This is a genomic window from Nocardia aegles, from assembly GCF_052545135.1.
Genome location: NZ_JBQWRI010000004.1, coordinates 428,614 through 449,295, shown reverse-complemented (window position 1 = coordinate 449,295; position 20,682 = coordinate 428,614). Strand labels below are relative to the sequence as shown.

21 protein-coding genes and 1 tRNA gene are annotated in these 20,682 nt (G+C 68.3%); 11 read left to right on the top strand and 11 right to left on the bottom strand.

All coding sequences use genetic code 11. From position 1 onward, the window contains the following. Positions 1-226 precede the first annotated feature (226 nt). The 4 genes from ACT89H_RS15555 to ACT89H_RS15540 all read left to right on the top strand — a co-directional run bounded on the left by ACT89H_RS15555 (position 227) and on the right by ACT89H_RS15540 (position 4,255). The gene (locus tag ACT89H_RS15555; RefSeq protein WP_445109296.1) at positions 227-520 is read left to right on the top strand and encodes a hypothetical protein; all 294 of its coding nucleotides are present in this window, start codon (positions 227-229) and stop codon (positions 518-520) included. A gap of 149 nt (positions 521-669) precedes the next feature. Beyond that, positions 670-2,091: a DUF1254 domain-containing protein gene (locus tag ACT89H_RS15550; protein ID WP_445109295.1), complete on the top strand. Its 1,422-nt coding sequence runs from the start codon at positions 670-672 to the stop codon at positions 2,089-2,091. Positions 2,092-2,291: 200 nt separating this feature from the next. After that, on the top strand, positions 2,292-3,521 hold the full coding sequence (locus tag ACT89H_RS15545) for a cytochrome P450 (RefSeq protein WP_445109294.1): 1,230 nt from the start codon (positions 2,292-2,294) through the stop codon (positions 3,519-3,521). Between the two features lie 8 nt (positions 3,522-3,529). Further along, a complete protein-coding gene (locus ACT89H_RS15540; RefSeq protein WP_445109293.1) occupies positions 3,530-4,255 on the top strand; it encodes a TetR/AcrR family transcriptional regulator in 726 nt (241 codons plus the stop codon). Positions 4,256-4,261: 6 nt separating this feature from the next. On the opposite strand, the gene ACT89H_RS15535 is transcribed toward ACT89H_RS15540, so the two are convergent. Beyond that, entirely contained in the window at positions 4,262-6,205 is a 1,944-nt protein-coding gene (locus ACT89H_RS15535) for a TerD family protein (RefSeq protein ID WP_445109292.1), read from the bottom strand. Positions 6,206-6,289: 84 nt separating this feature from the next. Between ACT89H_RS15535 and ACT89H_RS15530 the strand changes: the two genes are divergently transcribed. Next, entirely contained in the window at positions 6,290-6,787 is a 498-nt protein-coding gene (locus tag ACT89H_RS15530; RefSeq protein WP_445109291.1) for a hypothetical protein, read from the top strand. 15 nt (positions 6,788-6,802) lie between these two features. Here the strand turns inward: ACT89H_RS15530 and pabB are convergent, their stop codons facing one another. Next, on the bottom strand, positions 6,803-9,016 hold the full coding sequence (pabB, locus tag ACT89H_RS15525; RefSeq protein ID WP_445109290.1) for an aminodeoxychorismate synthase component I: 2,214 nt from the start codon (positions 9,014-9,016) through the stop codon (positions 6,803-6,805). 80 nt (positions 9,017-9,096) lie between these two features. On the opposite strand from pabB, the gene ACT89H_RS15520 reads away from it, so the two are divergent. Both ACT89H_RS15520 and ACT89H_RS15515 read left to right on the top strand, forming a co-directional pair. Next, positions 9,097-10,161, top strand: coding sequence for a phosphotransferase family protein (locus tag ACT89H_RS15520; RefSeq protein WP_445109289.1), 1,065 nt, complete (start codon positions 9,097-9,099; stop codon positions 10,159-10,161). Between the two features lie 160 nt (positions 10,162-10,321). Further along, positions 10,322-11,452, top strand: coding sequence for an NDMA-dependent alcohol dehydrogenase (locus tag ACT89H_RS15515; RefSeq protein WP_445109288.1), 1,131 nt, complete (start codon positions 10,322-10,324; stop codon positions 11,450-11,452). Between the two features lie 124 nt (positions 11,453-11,576). Here the strand turns inward: ACT89H_RS15515 and ACT89H_RS15510 are convergent, their stop codons facing one another. Continuing rightward, positions 11,577-12,770, bottom strand: a complete 1,194-nt coding sequence (locus tag ACT89H_RS15510) for a serine hydrolase domain-containing protein (RefSeq protein WP_445109287.1) — start codon at positions 12,768-12,770, stop codon at positions 11,577-11,579. 42 nt (positions 12,771-12,812) lie between these two features. Here ACT89H_RS15510 and ACT89H_RS15505 point away from each other — a divergent pair, with 42 nt between their 5' ends. The 3 genes from ACT89H_RS15505 to ACT89H_RS15495 all read left to right on the top strand — a co-directional run bounded on the left by ACT89H_RS15505 (position 12,813) and on the right by ACT89H_RS15495 (position 15,358). Then, positions 12,813-13,646: a serine hydrolase domain-containing protein gene (locus ACT89H_RS15505; RefSeq protein WP_445109286.1), complete on the top strand. Its 834-nt coding sequence runs from the start codon at positions 12,813-12,815 to the stop codon at positions 13,644-13,646. Between the two features lie 95 nt (positions 13,647-13,741). Next, positions 13,742-14,275, top strand: a complete 534-nt coding sequence (locus ACT89H_RS15500; protein WP_445109285.1) for a DUF3145 domain-containing protein — start codon at positions 13,742-13,744, stop codon at positions 14,273-14,275. 411 nt (positions 14,276-14,686) lie between these two features. Further along, entirely contained in the window at positions 14,687-15,358 is a 672-nt protein-coding gene (locus tag ACT89H_RS15495) for a class I SAM-dependent methyltransferase (RefSeq protein WP_445109284.1), read from the top strand. Between the two features lie 88 nt (positions 15,359-15,446). On the opposite strand, the gene ACT89H_RS15490 is transcribed toward ACT89H_RS15495, so the two are convergent. The 4 genes from ACT89H_RS15490 to ACT89H_RS15475 all read right to left on the bottom strand — a co-directional run bounded on the left by ACT89H_RS15490 (position 15,447) and on the right by ACT89H_RS15475 (position 17,700). Beyond that, entirely contained in the window at positions 15,447-15,758 is a 312-nt protein-coding gene (locus ACT89H_RS15490; protein ID WP_445109283.1) for a DUF3303 domain-containing protein, read from the bottom strand. Between the two features lie 232 nt (positions 15,759-15,990). Continuing rightward, positions 15,991-16,713, bottom strand: coding sequence for a hypothetical protein (locus ACT89H_RS15485; protein ID WP_445109282.1), 723 nt, complete (start codon positions 16,711-16,713; stop codon positions 15,991-15,993). Between the two features lie 87 nt (positions 16,714-16,800). Continuing rightward, positions 16,801-17,235, bottom strand: a complete 435-nt coding sequence (locus ACT89H_RS15480; protein WP_445109281.1) for a nitroreductase family deazaflavin-dependent oxidoreductase — start codon at positions 17,233-17,235, stop codon at positions 16,801-16,803. 12 nt (positions 17,236-17,247) lie between these two features. Next, complete coding sequence (locus tag ACT89H_RS15475) at positions 17,248-17,700, bottom strand: nuclear transport factor 2 family protein (RefSeq protein ID WP_445109280.1); 453 nt, start codon at positions 17,698-17,700, stop codon at positions 17,248-17,250. 95 nt (positions 17,701-17,795) lie between these two features. Between ACT89H_RS15475 and ACT89H_RS15470 the strand changes: the two genes are divergently transcribed. Continuing rightward, complete coding sequence (locus ACT89H_RS15470) at positions 17,796-18,614, top strand: TetR/AcrR family transcriptional regulator (protein ID WP_445109279.1); 819 nt, start codon at positions 17,796-17,798, stop codon at positions 18,612-18,614. A 267-nt stretch (positions 18,615-18,881) separates the two neighbouring features. Here the strand turns inward: ACT89H_RS15470 and ACT89H_RS15465 are convergent. From ACT89H_RS15465 to ACT89H_RS15450, 4 genes are all read right to left on the bottom strand, one after another. Further along, positions 18,882-18,953 (bottom strand) — tRNA-Val (locus ACT89H_RS15465). A gap of 17 nt (positions 18,954-18,970) precedes the next feature. Then, on the bottom strand, positions 18,971-19,435 hold the full coding sequence (locus ACT89H_RS15460; protein WP_445109278.1) for a peroxiredoxin: 465 nt from the start codon (positions 19,433-19,435) through the stop codon (positions 18,971-18,973). A 77-nt stretch (positions 19,436-19,512) separates the two neighbouring features. Next, complete coding sequence (locus ACT89H_RS15455) at positions 19,513-19,935, bottom strand: DUF3052 domain-containing protein (protein ID WP_039796889.1); 423 nt, start codon at positions 19,933-19,935, stop codon at positions 19,513-19,515. A gap of 126 nt (positions 19,936-20,061) precedes the next feature. Continuing rightward, on the bottom strand, positions 20,062-20,619 hold the full coding sequence (locus ACT89H_RS15450; protein WP_445109277.1) for an Rv2240c family protein: 558 nt from the start codon (positions 20,617-20,619) through the stop codon (positions 20,062-20,064). Positions 20,620-20,682 lie beyond the last annotated feature (63 nt).

Genomic DNA, 20,682 nt, shown 5'->3' with positions numbered 1-20,682 from the left:
GCAGCGCAGGGAAGTTCGTGTTTCCCGCGCCCTCGACCGGGTAGCCGGACCCCGGAAACGTGCTGCCGGTCTCGCCGCTGGATGCGGAGGTTCCGCGCCGTGCGCACACCACGGTGGTGTCTGTGCCCGTATCCTGGTGTGCGGCCGAATTCATCGGTGGTCGAACGACTTTCGCATAGTGGCTGGTCGGCGGCAGGGTTGTATTCGAGCGTAGAGGGAGCAAACGGTGAGCATCATTCTGGCGTCGGTCGGCGATTCGTTCACGACGTTGGCGCAGATCGGCAACCCGACCCCGGAGGCGCCGCCCTTGGCGGACAAGCTCTTACAGTTCGTCCGGTATCTCACCTGGTTCGCGCTCGCGTCCGGCATCGTCAGCATCATCTACGCGGGCGGCAGATTCGCCTGGGAGAAGTGGAGCGGCGGCGGATTGCAGTCGCCGAAGATGATCGCGGGCGCGATGCTCGGCGGGGTCGTCGCCACCAGCGCGGGCACCATCATGAACGCCGTCCTGTCGTTCTGAGCGCGGGCGGGGCGCGGCGATCGTCCGCAGTCGCGCGGTCGGTCCCCTGTCCCACAGCCGCCCCGGTGAACTGCGATTTCGCTGCGGAGTGCGGTCATACTCCCGGTGCGGATCCCGCGGTGCCGATAGGATCGGGGACGGAGCGGATCATGGCGGAGAGGACCGAGGGCAAGCTCACGGTGTCGCGGCGCACGGTGCTCGGCATGGCGGCGTCGTCGATGGTCGCGCTCGGTTCGGCGGCATGTGGCCTACCCGGGCAGGGTTCCGCACCGGATTCCGTCCCCGGTGACGCCGCCACGATCGCCAAAGACGCCTACGTATTCGGCTACCCGCTGGTGTTGCTGGACGTCACCCGGGTGGCGGCGGAGACGGCCACGCCGATCAATCGTTTCCAGCATGCCGCCGCGTTGCCCACTCCGGCGCAGCGCGATGTGGTCCGGCTCGACCGGGACACGCTGCATTCGACCGCGTGGCTCGATGTGGCGAGCGAGCCCATGGTGCTGAGCGTGCCCGCCATGGACGACGGCCGGATCTGGCTGGCCGAGGTGATGGATGCCTGGTCGAACATCGTGCACAAATCGAGCAGTCGTCGACCTGCGGCGAAGTCGGCCGGGCCGCCGTATACGTATGCGGTGACCGGTCCGGGGTGGTCGGGTGCGCTGCCGGAAGGTCTCACGCCGTTGCCGATGCCGACGCCGACGGTCTGGCTGAACGTCGGGATCCAGGTCTACGGTGAGCGCGATCTCCGGGCGGTGCGCCCCCTGCAAGAGGGATTGCGGCTGCTGCCGCTGAGTGCCTGGGTGGCGGGCACCGAGCCGCCCGCGCCCCCCGGGACCAGGCATTCTAGTGTGCAGGCGCCGCCCGAATGGGTCGCCGGGATGGACCCGCGGATGTTCTTCGACCGGATGTGCGCGCTGCTGTCGACCAACCCGCCCGCGTCCGGGGACGAGCCCGCGATGCGGCGCTTCGAGAAGATCGGGATCCGGCCGGGTGGCGCGGTCGAGGGTCTCTCCGAGACCGAACTCACCGCGGCTGTGAAGACTGCTCAGCAGCAGATCCCGGTGTCTCTCGGCGCGCGGACGGCCAACGAGAACGGTTGGCTCGTCGACCCCGAGGTGGGCCGGTTCGGCACCAACTATCTGCTGCGCGCCGTCATCGCGCGGGTGGCGCTCGGCGCGAGCCTGATGAGCGAGAACTCGTTCTATCCGACGCTGTTCGCGTCGGCGGATGCCGGCGGCGCCGCGGGCCGATTCCGGCTGCACTTCGCGCCGGGCCAGTTGCCGCCCGTCGACGACTTCTGGTCGCTGACCGCCTATGACGCCGACAGCTATCTGGTGCACAATCCGGCGGGGATCTACGCGGTCGGCTATCCGGATCCGGTCACGATCAACCCCGACGGGTCCGCTGACATCGCGTTGCAGTACGTCGATCCGGGGCCGGCCGTGGCGGCCGGGAACTGGCTGCCCATCCCGGAATCGGGACAATTCTCGCTGACTCTGCGCTTGTACGCGCCGAAGGCGGAGGCCCTCCAGGGGCGCTGGCGTCCGCCGCCGCTGGTGCCGGTGCTCTGACCGTTCGCGGCGCGCCCGGCGTTCTTCGCGCCGACGGCGGTCGTCGTGGAGCGGGGTCGCCGCCGCTGATCGCAACGCGCGGGCCCAGGCTAAAAGTAAACGTGTTTTACTAAACGCTGTTCACAAACCCTGGTTCTGTGGTTGCATCACTGTTGACCGCGTTCGCCGGTTCAGCGCCCAGACCGCCGTAGGAGTCAGCCGTGACCACGCCCTCGATCCCGACGGGGTTCGACTTCACCGACCCCGACCTGCTCGCCACCCGCCTGCCCATCGAGGAATTCGCCGAACTGCGCCGCACCGCCCCGGTGTGGTGGTGCGCTCAATCCGATCGGGCCGGCGGTTTCGACGACGGCGGCTACTGGGTCGTCTCCAAGCTCGCGCACATCAAGGAGATCTCCAAGAACCCCGAGGTCTTCTCCTCGCACGAGAACACCGCGATCATCCGGTTCGACGACGAGACCACGCGCGAGCAGATCGACATGCTCGGCGACATGCTGTTGCTCAACCAAGACCCGCCCAAGCACACCAAGACCCGCCGCGTCATCGCCAAGGGCTTCACCCCGCGGGCGGTGGAGAGCCTGCGCGCCGCGCTGACCGAACGCGCCGCACGGATCGTGCACGAGGCCAAGAAGTCCGGCAGCGGCGACTTCGTCGAACAGGTCGCCTGTGAACTGCCGTTGCAGGCCATCGCCGAGCTGATCGGCATCCCGCAGCAGGACCGCAAGAAGATCTTCGACTGGTCCAACCAGATGATCTCCTACGACGACCCAGAGTTCGACGGCGACCACCACGCCGCCACCGCCGAGGTCATGGGTTACGCCTGGAACATGGCCGAGCAGCGGCGCGCCTGCCCGGCCGAGGACATCGTCACCCAGCTGGTGAACGCCGACATCGACGGTGCGCATCTCGCCTCGGACGAGTTCGCGTTCTTCGTCATCCTGCTGTCGGTGGCGGGCAACGAGACCACGCGCAACTCGATCACCCACGGCATGAAGGCGTTCGTGGACCACCCCGAGCAGTGGGAGATCTACCGGCAGCAGCGTCCGCGCACGGCGCCCGACGAGATCGTCCGGTGGGCCACACCGGTCACCGCCTTCCAGCGCACCGCGACCCAGGACACCGTGCTCGGCGGCCAGGAGATCGAGAAGGGCCGGCGGCTCGGATTGTTCTACAGCTCGGCCAATTTCGACGAGGAAGCGTTCGACGATCCGTTCACCTTCGACGTGCTGCGCGATCCGAACCCGCACGTGGGCTTCGGCGGCACCGGCACGCACTACTGCGTGGGCGCGAACCTGGCCCGGTTGCAGATCGATCTGATGTTCAACGCCATCGCCGACACGATGCCCGACCTGCGCCAGGTGGCCGAGCCGGTGCGGTTGCGGTCGGGCTGGCTGAACGGGATCAAACGCTGGGAAGTCGAATACGCTTGAATCGATCGGTGCAACAGTCCAAACCACGGGGCCGCGCGCCGGTGGTGACCGACACCGACATCCGGCGGGTGGCCGGCGCGCTGCTGGTCGAGCGCGGGCCCGATGCTGTCACCCTGCGCGCCATCGCGCGCGAACTCGGTGTCACCGCCCCTGCGCTGTACCGGTACTACGACTCGCTCGAAGACCTGCTGGAGCGGCTGCGGCTGGACTTCTGCGCCGACCTGGCCGAGGAGTTGACCACCGAGATCGCCACGCTGCCCGATGACGGCGCCGTGCAGTTCTTCGCCATCTGCCGTGGCTTCCGGCGCTGGGCGCTGACGCACACCAGGGAGTTCACCCTGGTGTTCGCCTCGCCCGGCGCGGGCCGGGCCCGCGCGCTGCGCCGCTTCGACGAGCCCTTCGGCCGGGTCTTCCTGGCCGCGGCGGGCCGAGTGCTGGCGAACTACGACATCGTCACGCCTTCGACCGACGTCATCCCGCCGCAGTTGCGCGAGGATCTGGTGCATTTCCAGACCGAACTGCTGGCGGCGCTGTCGGAATCGGGCCAGAAGTTCCCCGCCGAGAAACTGGACCTCGGGGTGACGTACTTGATGATCCAGATCTGGGCGCGGCTCTACGGCCACGTCACGCTCGAGGTGTTCGGGAACTACCCGATACCGCTGGACAATCCGGAGATTCTGTTCGACGCGATGCTCGCCGACCTGGGCCGCACCGCGGGCCTGCTCGGCGAGTGAGACGGGCTAGATGCGGGCCCCTTTGGCCCGGTTGCACGCGCGGCACAGGATCTGGAGGTTGGCGGCGCTGGTCGCGCCGCCGCGGCTGAGCGGGATGATGTGGTCGAACTCCAAGTAGTGGCCGTCGCCGCATTCGACGCAGCGACCGCCGTCGCGCAGCCACACCTCCGCCTTCACCTCCTGCGGGATGCTGCGGGTGTCGCGCTGGCCGGGGGTGAGGACCAGACGTTTGGCGACGCGCAACGCTCCTTCCAGCGCGGCCGAGACGTAGTCCGGATCGTCGACGGCGAAGGTCGCGCCGCCGCGCGCGGAAGTGGCCGCCACCACCACCGTCCCCTGTTCCGCGCGCACGGAGACCACGCGTGACCACGGCATCTCGATGCCGGTGTCGGCGCCGACGAAACGCAGCTTCTTGTTGCTGCCGATCAGTCTGCCCTCGGTGAGCTTGGGGCCGCGGGCGAGCTGACGCACATGGGTCGCGGGCAGGTCGAGGTGCACCTTCTCCTCGGAGTCCAAGTGCAGGCCGGGTGTGCGGACGATCGGCAGATCGCCCGTGCGCAGTCGGTAGAGGGTGTTCCCGCGATGCATTCGCCTGCGCAGGTCCTCGATGAGGGGTCCGCCGAGCGCGAGTTCGGTGACCGCGTGCTCGAACAGCTCCAGTTCCGCGTGCCGGACTTCACCGTCGGCGAAGGCGAAGGTGACCAGCCGCTCCACGTAGCTGAGCGCCGCGTCGCGCAAGGCCGCGCGGCCCGCTTCGGCGTCGATGCGCTGGTAGCGCAACGACGCCCACAGCTGCGCCCATTCGGGGCCGCGCGGCCCGTGGCCGGTGAGCACCCGCCACGCCCGAGTGTGCCAGTGGAGGAGGTACTCCTCGATCTCCTGGGCGCATCGCCCGCACGGCGCGAGCCCGCCGAAGAACTTGCGGCGCAGCGGGTTTGCGCAGCGAGCGCAATGGCGGTCGCCGGGCGGCGGTCGTAGCCGCCGGTCCTCGGTCCATGCGGTGCCGTCCCACCAGCGCATGACCTGCGGGTTGTCCGGATCCGGGTGCCAGTCCGCGAGTTCCGGGTGCGGGGGCGGCGCGGCGAGCGGTGCGGTGTCGCGGCTGGGCCGGTGGAGGTCGACCGTGCGGTGGGTATGTGGCTGTCGCAGGGGAGACAGATCCGCGCGGTCGAGCACGTCGGTGCGCAGGGGTTCGCGTTGGACCGGTGCGTTGGCGGCGATGTCCGTTCGCTCGGTTTCGGCCGGGGATTCTCCGTTTCGCGCAGGGTGGCCTGCGGGCAACGATCCGTGAGCGAAGCGCCGGGTCGCGGTCGGGCCTTGCCGTGCGGACCGTTCGGCGGCGGGTTCCGCTCCGGACGGGGAAAGCGGTTCGCGCGCGGACGGATCGGTCGCCGGGCGACGTACCCGGAACGGGTTGGTGGGATGGGTGGTGCGGGCGGGTGCGGAGGGATCGTCGACCTGGACGCCGAACTCGCTGACCAATCCGGCCAGGCCGCTGGACCAGCCTTGGCCGACCGCGCGGAACCGCCAGTGCCCGTCGTGGCGGTAGAACTCGCCGAACATCAGCGCGGACACCGCGTCCGAGCCGTCGATCTCGAACGTCGCGACCGCCCCGTCGACCGAGTGCACGGTGACGGCGAGCCCGTGGATGTCGGCGAACGTGCCCTCCTCCACCGAGCCGGAGACGACGATACGGTCGACGTCGGCTTCGGTGCGCGGCAGCGACACGCTCAGCCGCGCGGTACCCGGCGCGGGCTCTTGGTCGAGCGTGACCGCCTGGGAAACGTGGCGCGGCGCGTTGTAGAACACCAGGTCACGGTCCGAGCGCACCGAGCCGGACGCGTCCAGCAGCACGGCGTGCGCGTCCACCGTGTGCTCCGATCGCCATGAAACAACCACGGCTAGAAGGGATGTCGGTACCGCTGCGTTCGCGCCCTTGCTGAGTTTCATGGTGTTCGAACTATGCCACGACCCTCCGACACGCCGAACGCGCGAGGGCCGGTCCTTCGGCGGGGCGTGCGGCACAGTGTTCCCATGACGAACCCGAGACGCCCGGGTCGTAGACCGCCGACCCCGAAGCTGCCCGGAGGGCGTGTACCCGGCCCCGCCGACGTCGTGGCCGCCGCGCAGGCGGCGGTCGAGGCGGCGCAGACGGCCGCGGGCCAGGCGCTGGAAGCCGCCCAGTTGACCGCGACGTCGGCGTTCGACACGGCGGTGCGGCTGCCACCCGCGTCCGCGCAGTTGGCCGCGCAACTGCCCGGCTTGATCGAGAGTCTGTCGACCGCGATCGAGCGGCTCAACTCCACCATCGATCGGCTCGACCGCACCTTGGCCCTGGCCGATCCGGCCTTCGCCGCCTATGACCGCCTGCTGCCCCGGCTGGAGGCGATGGTCTCGCTCGGTGAGGACGTGCTCGGCCGGTTGGCGAGGCTGCCCGGCATCGCCTTGCTCGGCAAGCTCACCGGCCTGATCGCGCCGGAAGAGCCCGCCGCGGAGCCGCCCCGGCGCAAGTCCGGCAAGCGGCGCAAATAGTCGGTAAACCGGCGCTCAGCGGTGCGCGTGGTCGGCGGCGGCGCGCAGCGTGGCCGCCGCTTTGAGCAGGACCTCGTGGTACTCGTCGGCCGGGTCGGAGTCGAGCACGATGGCCCCGCCCGCCCCGATCCGCCAGCGCCCGCCGTAGCGCACGGCGGTGCGGATCACGATGTTCAGGTCCGCGGTGCCGCCGAGTCCGAGGAAACCGATGGTGCCCGAATAGACGCCGCGCGCCTCGGTTTCCAGCGCATCGATGATCTCCATGGTGCGCAGCTTCGGCGCGCCGGTCATCGAGCCGCCGGGAAAGCAGGCCCGCAGGCACTCGACCACGCCGACCTCCGGTCGCAGCTTGCCACGCACGGTCGACACCAGTTGATGCACGGTCGCGTACTGCTCGGTGGCCATCAGTTTCGGGACGTACACACTGCCGATCTCGCAGACCCGGCCCAGATCGTTGCGCAGCAGATCGACGATCATGAGGTTCTCCGCCCTGGTCTTCGGGCTGTCGGCCAGCTCGCGGCGCAGGCGCTCGTCCTGCTCCGGTGTCGCGCCGCGCGGCGCGGTCCCCTTGATCGGCTTGCTCTCCACGATGCGGCGGCGGTCGATCTTGAGGAAGCGCTCCGGTGACGAGCAGGCGATGTCGAGATCGTCGAAGCGCAGGTAGGCGGCATACGGGGCGGGGTTGCACCGGCGCAGCGTGCGGTAGAAGTCGAGGCCGTCGGCCGCCGCGGCGGGAATGGTGGCGCTGTCGGTCAAGGTGATCTCGTAGGACTCCCCTGCGTGCAGCTGTTGCCGGCAGACCGCGATGTCGGCGAGATAGCGCTCCCGGCCGCGGGTGAGCAGCGGCGCGGCGGCGTCACCGTCCGGCGGCAGCTCGAGTGGCGGCGGATTCGTCCAGGTCGGAAGGGCGTCGAGGGTTTCGCGGGTGTCGCGCAGCCAGTCGGCGGCGGCCCGGGCGGTCTCCAGGTCGTCGCTCAGCGCCAGCAGATGCGTCCGCCCGCCGACGTGGTCGACCACCACCATCCGGTCGGCGAAGATCCACTGCGCGTCCGGGGCCGGCGCGCGATGCGCCGCGTTCCCGCCGCAGTCGGCTTTGATCTCGTAGCCGAGATAGCCGACATAGCCGCCGACGAAATCGAAGGGCAGGTCGGGCAGTTCGAGGGTGCGCGCGCGCATCTCGGCGGCCAGGAACTCGAGAATGCCGCCGGGTGCGGTGCGCCGATGTCCGTCGGACGACTCGACGGTCACCTCGCCGTCACCCACGCGGTAGCGCAGCACCTCGGCCAGCGGACCGCTCGCGTCGCCCAGGAAGGAGAACCGGTCGGCCCCGGGTTCGACGTGTTCGCTGTCCAGCCAGAACGCGGTGGGGGAGTTGCCGTACAACTGCACGAACGCGCTCTCGGTATCGATCGGCCGTTCGAGGACGGCCCGCTGGAGCCGGAAGCCGCGCGGCGCCGGCGCATCGGCTCGTGCCGCGCGGTCGGGACGTTCGAGTTCGGCCGCCGCGGCGGGGAACTGCTCGGCTGCCAGCGGCACGGGCGAGTCCGCGGCGCGGGTGGCGGGAAGCGGGACGCCCACAGCGACCGGCTCCGCGGCGAATGCGCGCCCGGCGTCGATCGACGGGCGCGGCGCGGGGAAGGCACTCTTGTGCGCTGCGGTGAGTTTCGCGAAGTTGCGCAGCAGAGCCGCGCCGAACTCACTGGCGATCGATTCCGGATGGAACTGCACGCCCCACTGCGGTCGCGTGCGGTGCCGAACGCCCATGACGACGCCGTCGCCGGACAGGGCGGTGACCTCCAGATCGTCCGGCAGCGGCCGCAGCGCACACAGCGAGTGATAGCGCACGGCGGTGAAGCCCTGCGGAACGCCCGCGAACAGGTCGCGGTCGTCGTGCTCGATGCGATCGAGATATCCGTGCCGAGCGGCGGGCGCCTCGGCGACCTCGCCGCCCGCCGCGACCACGATCCCCTGATGGCCCAGGCACACCCCGAGCAGCGGCAGGTCGCTGTCGCGGATCACCGCCGCGGAGATCCCCATGTCGCGGGCCACGTCCGGCCGCCCCGGCCCTGGCGAGACGACGATGTTGTCGTAGCGGTCCAGGCCGAGTTCGGCGACCGTGCGCGCCTCGTCGTTGCGCACGACTGTCGGCTCGACCCGGTTCACCTCGCTGATCAGCTGATACAGGTTGTAGGTGAACGAGTCGTAGTTGTCGATCAACAGCGTGCGCATGGTGCTCGAAACCCTACGCCGCGCCGGTCGCAGCTAACTGTTGTCGTCTGCCTTCAGTTCGGGTCGGCGGGTGGTGCACAATGTGGGGCATGTCTGGTGCGCAACCGGTCGAGGTGGATCCCGCCGTCGTGGACTTCGCCGTCGTCGGACGGTGGATGGACGAGCGGGGTCTGCCCGGGGGTGGATTCGAGGACGTGACCCCGCTGGGCGGCGGAACGCAGAACATCATGCTCCGCTTCGCCCGCGGCGGACGGACCTACGTGCTGCGCCGCGGCCCGAAGCATCTGCGCCCCAAGAGCAACGACGTGATCCGGCGCGAGGCCAGGCTGCTCGGCGCGCTGGGCGGCACCGAGATCCGCGCGCCCCGGGTGATCGCGGCCTGCGCCGACGAATCGGTGCTCGGCGCGGCCTTCTACCTGATGGAGCCGATCCACGGTTTCAACCCGCAGAACGAACTGCCCGAACTGCATGCGGGCGATCCGGAGATCCGCAGGCAGATGGGTTTGTCCGCGGTCGAAGCCATCGCGCGCCTGGGTGGGCTGGACTACCAGGCGCTCGGGTTGGCCGACTACGGCAAGCCGGAAGGTTTCCTGGAACGCCAGGTGCCGCGCTGGATGGGTGAACTCGAGTCGTATTCGGCCAACGAGGGCTACCCCGGCCCGGAGATCCCCGGTGTGGCGGCCGTGGGCGAGTGGCTGGACCGCAATCGCCCCGCCCAGTGGACCCCGGGCATCCTGCACGGTGACTGCCATCTGGCGAACATGCTGTTCTGCTTCGACGGCCCGCAGGTGGCGGCGATGGTCGACTGGGAGATGTCCACCATCGGTGACCCGCTGCTGGATCTGGGCTGGCAGATCGCCACCCGCCCGGAGCCGGGCACCACCGGGGCGGCCCTGGTGGGCAAGCTCGGCGCGGTCGGCGGGCTGCCGACGGCCGAGGAGATGATCGCGCACTACGCGCGGTTCTCCGAACGCGACCTGACCGCGATGCCCTGGTACACCGTGCTGGCCTGCTTCAAGCTCGGCATCGTCCTGGAGGGCACGCATGCCCGCGCGTTCGCCGGGAAGACCCCCGAGCAGGTCGGTGACTTCCTGCACGCGATCACGCTGGAACTCTTCGAGCGGGCGCGGCGGCTGATGGAGTGACTGTCGGAATGTGGGCTGACGCGACGCGGAACTGAAACGCGTTCGGTGATTAGGTCACGCTATATCGACGAATATCTCGGGCTTTACTAGAACGCGTTACATTTTTCTCGTACTGTGGGTGCAGTCACCTGTGGCGGGTGCATACGAGAGGGTCGGCAGGATGAAGACGAAGGGCGCGATCCTGTGGGGGATCGACCAGCCGTGGTCGGTGGAGGAGATCGAGGTCGGTGACCCGGTCGCCGGTGAGGTGCAGATCCGGATGGAAACCGCCGGTATGTGCCACTCCGATCACCACATCGTCACCGGCGCGACCCCGATGCCGTCCTTTCCCGTCATGGGCGGGCACGAGGGCGCGGGCGTGATCACCGAGCTGGGCCCGAACTGCCCGGCCGATCTCCAGGTCGGCGACCATGTGATCCTGTCGTTCATCCCCGCCTGCGGTCGCTGTCCGGCCTGCGTGGCAGGACATATGGCGCTGTGCGACCTCGGCGCGGGTCTGCTGCTGGGACAGGCGATCAGCGACGGCACCTACCGGATCCGGGCTCGCGGCGAGAACGTCGTCCCGATGTGCCTGCTGGGCACCTTCGCGCCGTACATGACGGTGCACCACACCTCCGTGGTGAAGGTCGATCCGAGCATCCCGTTCGAGGTGGCCTGCCTGGTCGGTTGCGGCGTCCCCACCGGCTTCGGCTCGGCCACCCGCGTCGCCCGGGTCGCTCCGGGCGAGACCGTGGTGATCGCGGGCATCGGCGGCGTCGGCATGAGCGCCGTGCAGGGCGCCGTGCTGTCGGGCGCGTCGAAGGTAGTGGCGATCGACCCGAATCCGTGGAAGCGGGAGCAGGCACAGAAGTTCGGCGCCACGCACACCTACGAGAGCATGGCCGCCGCGATCACGCCGTTGCTGGAGGCCACCGAGGGCCGGATGGCCGAAAAGGTCATCCTGACCATGGGTGAAATGCACGGCGAGTACATCGAGGAGGGCCTGATCCTCACCTCGAAGGCGGGCACCCTGGTGGTCACCTCGATGGGCCGGATGGACGAGAACGACGTCAAGCTGAACAGCTTCCTGCTGTCGATGCTGCAGAAGACGGTGAAGGGCTGCATCTTCGGCGGGGGCAACGCCCGCCAGGACGCGCCGCGCCTGCTGTCGCTGTACAAGTCCGGCCGGCTCAACCTGGATGACATGGTCACTCGCAGCTACTCGCTGGAGGAGATCAACCAGGGCTACCAGGACATGCTGGACGGCAAGAACATCCGCGGGATCATCAAGTACACCGAAGCCGACTGGTAGAGCGCCGCACCGCTGGGAGGTCCCTCGATTCCACGGTCGTTCACCGGTCGGCGCGAACTCCGTAGGTGGGCAGCCCGGTGCGCCGGACCCGGGATCGTAGGAGACGCGGCGCGCTGCCGGATCCTCAGATCCGGCAGCGCAGCAGGGCTTCGCGCAGATTGCGGCTGCGGACGTCGTCGAGGACGGCCAGACCCAGCCGGTTCATCGTGTACCCGAAACCGAGACCCGTCGCGGGATCGGCGAAGCCGAACGAGCCGCCGAGTCCCGTGGTGCCGTAGGCGCGTGTGTCGGAGCCGAAGCGGAAGGTACCGTGCGACTTACGGAAGCCGAGGTGGTAGCGGCTCTTGGTGTGCAGCACCAGGTCCTCGGCGGGGACGTCCTCGGCGGTCTCGGCCGTGGCCAGCCGGTCGAGCAAGGCGTCGTCGATCGGCAGCGCGCCGGTGCGACCGGCGGCCGCGCCGTAGACCTTGGCCAGCGCGCGGGCGTTGCCCACTCCGTTGGACCCCGGCAGTTCCACTTCGAGGAACTCGCGCCGGGTCGCTCGCGCCGGAGCCCCGCAGCGCGGGTTGGTCAGCGCCGCGTAGGACAGTCCCCGTTTGGCATAGATCTCGGCGCCGATGCGCAGTGGGAGATCGCGTTCGTAGCGCAGCACGTCCAGGCCCCGGGTGGCCGACATCGTGGCGATGCGGTCCATGCTCTGCTCGGCGGGCAGACCGATGAAGAAATCGGCGCCGAGCGGTGCGGCGATGTCCTCGGCGAAGATCCGCCCGAGCGTGCGACGGCGCTGGTCGACGCGGCGCAGCAGTTCACCCTGATACAGGCCGAGGGTGATGGCGTGATAGCCGTGCCTGGTTCCGGGCCGCCACGCCGGTTTCTGCGCCGCCAGAATGGGCGCGAGGCCGTCCAGGTCGGCGATCTGGGGCAGTCGCACGATTTCGCTCAGGCCGGATAACCCCGCCTGATGGTCGATCAGCTGGCGCACGGTGACCGTGTCCTTGCCGTGGGCGGCGAATTCCGGCCAGTACTTCGACACCGGCTGCTCGTAGTCCAGCAGGCCCTTCGCCACCGTGGCGGCGACGGTGAACGCCGCCATGCCCTTGGTCGAGGAGAACACCGGCACGATCGTGTCCCGCTGCCACGGCAGTGTGCGCCCGCGATCGCGGAACCCGGCCCAGAGGTCCACTACCGGACGCTCACCCGCGTAGACGGCGACGGCGGCGCCGATTTCGCCGTGACGTTCGAAATTGCGGCGGAAGGCGTCGGCGACCGGTTCGAAACCGGATGCGACGTCACCGTGAACAGTGGGCGTTTCACTCATGGCGAATCGATGGTAGCTACCCGGTTCTCGTAGGCTCGCAGGGTGCGTTCACTCGAACAGATTCGGGAATGGCCGGTCCGGCACGCGGCGGCCGCGGTGGTCACCGCCGACGGCGGTGTCGAGAGCGAAGGCGATGTGCAGCGGGTGTTCCCGCTCGCGTCGGTGACCAAGCCGTTGGTGGCGTACGCGGTGCTGGTCGCGGTGGAGGAGGGGGCGATCGAACTCGACCAGCCCGCGGGCCCGCCCGGCGCCACGGTGCGTCATCTGCTGGCGCACACCTCCGGGCTCGCGTTCGACACCACCGACGTCCAGGCCGCGCCCGGAACCCGGCGGATCTACTCCAGCGCTGGTTTCGAGGTGCTCGCCGAGTTCGTCACCGCGCAGACCGGAATCGCGTTCGACGAGTATCTGCGCGACGCCGTGTTCGAGCCGCTGGGCATGACCGCGTCGGTGCTGGCCGGACCGGCTGGGCACGCGGCGCGCTCCAGCGCGGCGGATTTGGCCCGTTTCGCCGCCGAATTGCTGCGCCCCCAGCTGATCTCGGCGCAGACGCACGCCGAGGCCACCTCGGTCCAGTTCCCCGGCATGAACGGCGTCCTGCCCGGCTACGGTTCGCAGCGCCCCAACGACTGGGGCCTGGGCTTCGAGATCCGCGACAGCAAGACTCCGCACTGGACCGGTGACACGAATTCGCCACAAACCTATGGACATTTCGGCCAATCCGGGACATTTTTATGGGTTGACCCGAGAACGGGTTTGGCGTGTCTCGCCTTGAGCGACGAGAATTTCGGCGACTGGGCACGTGCGGCCTGGCCACCGCTCAGCGATGCCGTCATCGCGGAAGCGACCGCCACGCGCAACACGATCATGAAGTAACACCTGTAACTTCGGGCACTCCAGTACACTCGGGCAACGCCAGTTCGACGAATCGTTGGGGAAGACGTTCCTCGTCGAAGCTGGAGGTGTTGGTGGTGCGCGCATCGAGTCAGTTCGCGGACGCGACGGCGGGTGTGGTCTACATCCACTCGTCGCCTGCCGCGCTGTGCCCGCATGTCGAGTGGGCGCTCACCGCGGCCCTCGGCGCGCCGGCGAAACTGCGCTGGACCGCCCAACCGGCCGACGGCCAACTGCGCGCCACCAGTGAGTGGATCGGCCCCGTCGGCACCGCGTCGAAGATCGCCCAATCGTTGCGCTCCTGGCCGGTTCTGCGCTTCGAGGTGACCGAGGACCCCAGCGACGGCGTGGACGGCGAGCGCTACAGCTTCGTCCCCGGCCTCGGCCTGTGGCACGGCTCCACGAGCGCCAACGGTGACGTCGTGCTCGGCGAGATGCGCCTGCGCGCCATGCTCCAAGCCACCCGCGATCTCGGCAAGTACTCCGCCTACGACCTGGTCGCCGAAATCGACCGTGCCCTCGGTACCGCCTGGGACGAGGACCTCGAGATCTACCGTTACGGAACGGAATCCGGCGCGGAGGTCACCTGGCTGCGCCGGGATGTGGGGTAAGAGAGACACCCCTGGTGTCCGGAGGCCGATCGGCGGGCGTGGCGGGCGCTGGTGCCGGCCGGCCGGATGCGGGCGGCGAAGACGAGGGCCGGGCGGTTCACTCGGCTCGGTGGGCAAGCACGGCGAACATGGTGACCGACAGGTGGTGGTCACCCTTGGCGATGCCCGCCTCCATGGCGGAGACGAGATCGCGGCCCTCCGCCTTCGCTGCGGCCACGCGCGGACTGAGGACGGACTACGTCACACCCATCAGGCGGCGAGGGACCGCTCGACATGGTCCGACACCAACTCCGCGCTGCGGTCGACGGCAGTGTGCGGTCGACCCGTCGCGGGCGCTGTCCGGTGCGGAAGCGTCCACGTCGGATATTGGCGGTATTGGCGATGATGCCGGTCAGGCGTACCGTCTAGTTTGTGAGCAGTGGCGCCGTGCCGGAGGCAGCGGTGAAGGGCTCGGATCCGTGGGCCCGGGTTTTCGCCTCGCTGTACGACCCGCTGCTGTGGCTGGGCGAGAAGGCGGGTATGGGTGCTCGCCGACGGGATCTGCTCAGCCGTGCCAGCGGGCGGACGGTCGAACTCGGCAGCGGAACCGGTCTCAACGTGGAGTACTACCCGGACGACCTCGACGAGCTGATCTTGACCGAACCGGAAGCCGCGATGCGCACGCGGCTGGCGCGGCGGCTGCGTCGCAGTCGACATCGGGCACGTGTCCTCGACGCATCGGCGGAACAACTGCCGTTCGCGGATGAAACCGTGGATACGGTCGTCTCGACGCTCGTGTTGTGTACTGTCGACGACCCTGATCCGGTGTTGCGGGAGATCCAGCGGGTGCTGCGCCCCGGTGGCCGACTGCTGTTCATCGAGCACGTGCGCTCGGCGTCGCCCCGGCTTGCCACCTGGCAAGACCGCCTCGCCGGCCCGTGGCGCCGATTCGCGGAGGGCTGCCACTGCAACCGGGCCACCCTCGAACTCCTCCGGGCGTCCGGGCTGAAGCTCGAAGACGTACAGGAAGCGTCGTGGCGGGGAGAGCCCCCGATTATTCGACCGCTGATCATGGGTACGGCCATCAAGGCGACATCCGACTGAGACTGCGCCTCACTCGTCCGCGTACCGGCGAGCCACCGCAACCATCCGCCCAAGCCACCGAGGGCCATACCCCGGTCGGGCGATCCATTCAGGCGATGGATGCCCTGAACTCCGCCGCTTCCCGGGCTCCCTGCGCGGCTTCGGTGATGTCGACGACGGGGTAGATCTGATAATCCGCGATGAAGGCGAATTTGTTCGGAGCGTCGGCCAAGTCCATCGGATTGTCGGTCTCGACCACCGCGAATCCACCGCTGCCGTCGAGTCTGCCGACGAATTGGTGGTACGTCATGGTGCTGAGTGGTTTCCAATTCGCGAACACATCCAATGCACGCCGCATGCTCGCCTCGTTCTCCGGTGCGGACCCGGTCCAACGGTAAGTCCACGAAACCACGTACTTCATTTCATCCTCCCTCGGATACCGTGAAGCTGGAATTGGGTGTCCGTATCAGGTGTAGGACGTACCCATGAAACGGTCTGTCCCGATGGTCGGCCATGGGGGTGAATCTCGTCCGCGCGGGATTCCCGAACGTGGACACCACCTACTTTGCTCGGGGGGTGCGCCGGAGAACATCAACCCTCGGGTCGGAATCCGTCGAACCGACCGATGAGCAGGGACGACAGCCGGGCTGCCGTCATGACTCGGGTGGTGCCTGCCGGTGGCGTTGCGGATCGTACGGTTCGAAATAGGTCTCGCCCACGGCGAACATCCCGCGCTGTGGCAGCCAGAACTCACCCAACCCGGTCTGCTCGGTCAGCGGCCCCGGAGGACCGATATCGATCCCATCGATCCGGGCACTGCTGTTCTCGACCGTCCACAACATTCGCGGGTTTGCCCGGAACCATTGACCATTCGGCGAAGTGCCGCGCAGCCGCACCCGGCCGACGCCCAGCGCCGGACCCGCGACCCGCGACATCAGCGACAGGACGGCGGGGCGTCGCCATAGCGCGGCGGGCAGCCTGCGGCCGAGACCGGTCATCGCCGCTGTCGCCGCCGACCGCCCCAGCGCGACATCCCACACAATCCGGTCGCCCACGCGCACCGTGAACGCGTACGGACCCGTCCAATCCACCGAGATGGATTCGACCCGAGCGTCGTCGATCGCCGAGCTGTAGTAGCGAGCGCAACTGGCCGCCGGGGCGACACTGCTGTAGATCACCCAACTACCGGCGGGGTCTCGATGCCACACCGCGTCGTACCCCGCGCCGACCGAGCTGGCCGGAAAATGTCGCAGGGCCAAATAGTGGCCGCCGGCGAAGGGCAGCCCCATCACGCCGTAACCGGCGAATCGCTCCTCGTCCTCGCCTGATGGGAGCGCTCGGTCGATTGCGGCGACCGATCGTGGACTGTCGGTCATCGCCGACCTCCTCGAGGGGTGGACGTGTAGCGATGATTCTACGTCGATGCATGGACCGGTCATCCGGTGCTCGGACTCGGAGGCTGGTCAGCGTGGGGTCAGGACCAGAACCGGGATGTCGCGGGTGGTTTTGCGCTGGTAGTCGGCGTAGGGCGGGTAGGCGGCGACAGCGCGCTCCCACCACAGCGCCTTCTCTTCGCCGAAGACTTCGCGTGCGGTGTAGTCGTTGCTGACGGTGGCGTCCTGCAACTCGACATGTGGGTCGGCGAGGATGTTGTAGTACCAGACCGGGTGGGTGGGCGCTCCGGCCAGCGACGCGACCACGGCGTATTCGCCGTCGTGCGCTACTCGCATCAAAGGCGTCTTTCGGAGTTTGCCGGTCTTGTTGCCGATGGTGGTCAGGAGGACCACGGGCATGTCCATGATCGTCGTGCCCTCCGTCCCACCGGATTTCATGATTCGTTCGGCCTGGTCTGCGGCCCACCCCGCGGTGCCGCGTCGGTATTCGCCGTGCAGTGGCATGGTGATCGATCCTTACTGGTCGCGCTGCGCGGGGTCGGTATCTGCATTGCGCAGCGGTGACACTCCGGCGGGGGTGTTCTGCGCCGCCGCCAGCCACCACTGGCCATCGCGTTCGACCAGCACGTACATCGCCATTTCGGAGAACCCGTCGCTGTCGGTCGCCTGCCTGCGGATCTGTGTAATCACCACATCGGGCGTGGGAGCCAGGGTGGCGACCACCTCGAATCGTGACGGCGGGGCCACCCTGGCTGCCATCAGGCGGTGATGCAGCGCGTTCAGCTCGGCCCAGCCTGTCACGCTCGCCCCGAACGGGCTGCCCCACAAGACATCCGCCGCGAAGGCGGAATCGTATCCGTCGGCGTCGCCCGCGACGCCGGCTCGCTGTAACCCGGCGGCGAATTCGGCCGCCACCCGGTGAGCTCTGGACTCACGCTCGGAGTCGCTCAATGCCGGTCGAGCATTCATTCCCGGTCCTATCGTCTGCGCAACTTAATTCGAGTACAACGTACTCGAATTGATGGCCATAATACAAGTACGATGTACGCGAGAAGAGGAGGTTCATGTCGAGCCGGGACAACACCACGATCTGGATGCGCCCGGAGGCGCTGGAACGCTCGGGGCGTGGGCGCCGCCCTGGTTACAGCCGAGCCCAGATCACCCAGGCGGCGGTGCGCGTCGCCGACGAGGAGGGCCTGGATGCGGTGACCATGCGACGGATCGCCGCGGAACTCGGCACCGGGGCGATGTCGCTGTACCGATACGTCGCCAGTAGAGACGACGTGATCGACCTCATGATCGATGCGGTCGTGGGCGAGATCGCCCTTCCCGCCAACACGTGCGGAGACTGGCGGACGGACCTGTCGCTCGTCGCCGAGCAAACACGTGCGGTCGGCTTACGTCATCCCTGGCAGATCGCCCTGGCCAACAGGCGTCCGACCTTGGGCCCGAACTCTTTGCGCGTGCAGGAGTTCGCCATGTCGGCGCTCGACGGCTTCGGACTGGACATCGATGAGATCGCGAATCTGGTCGGGATGCTGAGCGACTACACCCACAGCGCCGTCCATCGCGAAATCGGATGGCTGGAACAGGCCCGCCGCACCGGCATGGACATGGCCCAATGGATGAGTGGCTACGTCGGGCCCTATGTCGCCCAGATCGTCGCCGCCGGGCACCACCCGATGTTCACGCGCTCGATCGAGCAGGCGCGGGTACCGCATCTGCCGCCCGAGGAACGCTTCCGGTACGGGCTCTCCCACGTGCTCAACGGCATCGCCGCCGGCCTCCTCGGCGCCGGCGACCGAGCCGCCCGCGCACCCGACCGGTCGACACCGGATCGCGTTGCGGCGAGCGAGGGAGAGATGACCGGTAGCGGGCGATGACCGATCCGCCAGCTGGTGGTCACCAAGTCGGGGGAAAACGCCGTGCTGGTAGCCGAGTCCGATTGGAACTCGCTGATGGAAACGTTGTACGTGCTCCAGACTCACGGCGGCGTGCAACTGCTGAAGTCCGCGCAGGATTGTGCAGGTTGGCGGGCACTACGACGACTGACCCGACCTCTGGCGTTCCGCCCTTGCCGCTTCTAACCCGCGGTCGGCGGGACCACATCTGTGGCCCCAGGCCTTGTAGCCAGATCTGCAACTTCTCGGTGGGCGCAGAGGGGATCGAACCCCCGACCGCTGGTGTGTAAAACCAGAGCTCTACCGCTGAGCTATACGCCCGGGCCGTTACCGGCGGCTTATGAATCTAGCGCGGCGAGCGCTTTCTCCCAAGCCGCCTGGTCACGGGCCTCTCCGGGGCCGTTCATCTCGGCGAAGCGGATGTAGCCCTCGCGGTCGACGACGAACGTGCCGCGGTTCGGGTAGCCCGATTTCTCGTTGAAGACGCCGTAGGTCTGGGCCACCGCGCCGTGCGGCCAGAAGTCCGACAGCAGCGGGAAGGTGTAGCCCTGTTCGGCGGCCCAGATCTTGTGCGTGGGCGGCGGGCCGACCGAGATCGCGAGGATCTCGGCGTTGTCGTTCTGGAACTTGGGCAGCTCGTCGCGCACCTTGCACAGCTCACCCTGGCAGATGCCGGTGAAGGCGAGCGGGTAGAACACGATCAGGACGTTCTTCTTCCCCCGGTAGTCCGACAAGGTGACTTCCTGGTTGTTCTGGTCCTTCAGCGTGAAATCCGGCGCGACACTGCCAACCTCGAGCGGCATAGCGAATCCTCCATCGTGTCGGGTTTCCACCGGGCGGGCATGCGACACCGCCCTGGTGGAAACCATAGCGCGGCGGCTCAGCGCTGTTTCGAGGGAGCCTTCGGTTGCACGAGTCTGCTGCCGGTCCACGAGCCGAGGCTGATCGCCGAGGTCTGGGTCAGACCGGCGGTCGGCGCGGATTCGGCGATTTCGCTCGGCTCGACATGGCCGGGTTGTCCGGTCTTGGGCGTGAGCACCCAGACGAAACCGTCGTCAGCGAGGGGAGCGATGGCGTCCATCAGCGCGTCGACCAGATCCCCGTCCCCGTCGCGCCACCACAGCAGCACGACGTCGATCACCTCGTCGGAGTCCTCGTCGACGAGTTCACCGCCGATCGCGTCCTCGACATCGGCCCTCAGGTCGTCGTCGACGTCCTCGTCCCAGCCCAATTCCTGGACAACCAAGCCGTGTGAAATGCCAAGCTTCTGAGCGTAGTTCTGCGCGTCCGCCGCGGCGACCACGGTGGTGTCCTCCTCAACTCCCGACAATAGATAGTTGCAAGCGAACATGGTTCCGGGCTTCAGCGCAAGCCGATCCGGCGAAATAGCTACCGAATGTCGCGTTGCGATAGTGTGTCAAAGGCTGTCTCAGCGCTTCGGGCACGAGTCGCGGACGGCGTTGCGCGCGTCGTTGACCCGCTTGCTGGCGTCGTTGAGGGCCGCGACCGGGGCGGTGTAGGTCATCTTGCGCGTCTCGGCCGCCAGCGCGCGGGCGGCGTTGACGTATTCGGTGAACTGGGTCGCCAGGTTCGCCGGTAGCGCATCCTTGGCGGATTTCACGCCGCTTTCCACCTTGTTCGCGGCGTCCTCCAGGGTCTGGGCCGCCGAGTCGCGTTTGGCCAGGTAGTCCGGTGCGTTCGCATCGTGCGCGTCGACGAATTCGTTGTACTTGGTGACGCCCGCTCCGGTGGTGGTGGGGAACTGGCCGCAGTTGTCCGCGATGGCTTTGGCCTGGGCCGCGGCCCGCCGGGATGAGGTCGCCGCCGCCGACGAGGACGCCGCCTCGGTCCGGTATGCCGCCAGATCGCTCGCGTTCGGACCCGCCACGCCTTCCACCCGGTTGGCGCACCCCGCGACGACCAATCCGACAGCGACCGCACCGGTGGCGCACACCATTGCGAACCCGCGTGGGTTCAGCAGCTTCATCGTCCTCCCGCTCCTCAGGGCTGCCCCGCCCGACATGCTCGGCTTGCCTGTCGAACGGTACTG

Excerpts from the sequence above, each read along its gene's own strand:
- ACT89H_RS15450 (WP_445109277.1), bottom strand. The coding sequence starts at position 20,619 with ATGAAGCTGCTGAACCCACGCGGGTTCGCAATGGTGTGCGCCACCGGT.
- ACT89H_RS15520 (WP_445109289.1), top strand. The coding sequence starts at position 9,097 with ATGTGGGGCATGTCTGGTGCGCAACCGGTCGAGGTGGATCCCGCCGTC.
- ACT89H_RS15485 (WP_445109282.1), bottom strand. The coding sequence starts at position 16,713 with ATGACCGACAGTCCACGATCGGTCGCCGCAATCGACCGAGCGCTCCCA.
- ACT89H_RS15510 (WP_445109287.1), bottom strand. The coding sequence starts at position 12,770 with ATGAGTGAAACGCCCACTGTTCACGGTGACGTCGCATCCGGTTTCGAA.
- ACT89H_RS15535 (WP_445109292.1), bottom strand. The coding sequence starts at position 6,205 with ATGAAACTCAGCAAGGGCGCGAACGCAGCGGTACCGACATCCCTTCTA.
- ACT89H_RS15460 (WP_445109278.1), bottom strand. The coding sequence starts at position 19,435 with ATGCCGCTCGAGGTTGGCAGTGTCGCGCCGGATTTCACGCTGAAGGAC.
- ACT89H_RS15550 (WP_445109295.1), top strand. The coding sequence starts at position 670 with ATGGCGGAGAGGACCGAGGGCAAGCTCACGGTGTCGCGGCGCACGGTG.
- ACT89H_RS15515 (WP_445109288.1), top strand. The coding sequence starts at position 10,322 with ATGAAGACGAAGGGCGCGATCCTGTGGGGGATCGACCAGCCGTGGTCG.
- ACT89H_RS15480 (WP_445109281.1), bottom strand. The coding sequence starts at position 17,235 with ATGCCACTGCACGGCGAATACCGACGCGGCACCGCGGGGTGGGCCGCA.
- ACT89H_RS15490 (WP_445109283.1), bottom strand. The coding sequence starts at position 15,758 with ATGAAGTACGTGGTTTCGTGGACTTACCGTTGGACCGGGTCCGCACCG.
- pabB (WP_445109290.1), bottom strand. The coding sequence starts at position 9,016 with ATGCGCACGCTGTTGATCGACAACTACGACTCGTTCACCTACAACCTG.
- ACT89H_RS15470 (WP_445109279.1), top strand. The coding sequence starts at position 17,796 with ATGTCGAGCCGGGACAACACCACGATCTGGATGCGCCCGGAGGCGCTG.
- ACT89H_RS15475 (WP_445109280.1), bottom strand. The coding sequence starts at position 17,700 with ATGAATGCTCGACCGGCATTGAGCGACTCCGAGCGTGAGTCCAGAGCT.
- ACT89H_RS15530 (WP_445109291.1), top strand. The coding sequence starts at position 6,290 with ATGACGAACCCGAGACGCCCGGGTCGTAGACCGCCGACCCCGAAGCTG.